Origin of the sequence: Prevotella sp. MGM1 (assembly GCF_002933775.1) — a bacterium.
GTDB lineage: Bacteria > Bacteroidota > Bacteroidia > Bacteroidales > Bacteroidaceae > Prevotella.
In genome coordinates, this window is record NZ_BEWV01000113.1 from 1 (window position 1) to 623 (window position 623).

Below are 623 nucleotides of genomic sequence, written 5' to 3' on the forward strand. Positions count from 1 at the left end.
TGCTACGGCCGTGACATCCCGTTGATTGCCGTGCCCACGCTTGAACTGATGTGCGTACCCGTGCTGTTGGGGCATGATGATATTGAGGACGATGCGCTTGTATGTCCGATGATAGATGCCCGCAGGATGGAAGTGTATGCCGGGATATACGACCGTGCGCTGACCGCTGTACGCCCAGTGGGAGCCGACATCGTGACTGCCGATACATACAAAGGGCTGCTCGACGGGCGACCCGTATATTTCTTCGGTGGCGGCGCATGCAAGTGCATGGAGACGATAGCTCACCCGAACGCCCGGTTGATAGAGGGCGTCAAGCCGTTGGCCAAGTGGATGTTTCCGCTTGCGGAGAAGCGCATGGCGGAGGGCAAGACGGAAGATACGGCGTATTTTGTGCCGTTCTATCTGAAAGACTTCGTGGCCAAGGAAAGTAAAAAGCTGATTTAACGTATTTATGGAAATAAAAGGATTAGACTACAACACGCAGCGCGAACCGCTGATGATGCCGGAATATGGCCGTGAGATACAGAAGATGGTAGACTATGCCGTGTCGCTGGCCGACAGGGCGGAGCGCCAGGCCTGTGCCGAGGCCATCGTGAGAATGATGGCCACCAAGGTGCCGCAAC

The 623-nt window shown here is 55.9% G+C and carries 2 protein-coding genes; both read left to right on the top strand.

The features are described from left to right. Positions 1-444 (top strand): tRNA (adenosine(37)-N6)-threonylcarbamoyltransferase complex dimerization subunit type 1 TsaB (locus MoGM_RS03800; protein ID WP_371410495.1); only part of this gene is annotated, 444 nt, incomplete at its 5' end. Positions 445-451: 7 nt separating this feature from the next. Beyond that, positions 452-623, top strand: a 172-nt coding sequence (locus MoGM_RS03805) for a DUF4290 domain-containing protein (RefSeq protein WP_146078635.1), incomplete at its 3' end; no start/stop codon positions are given.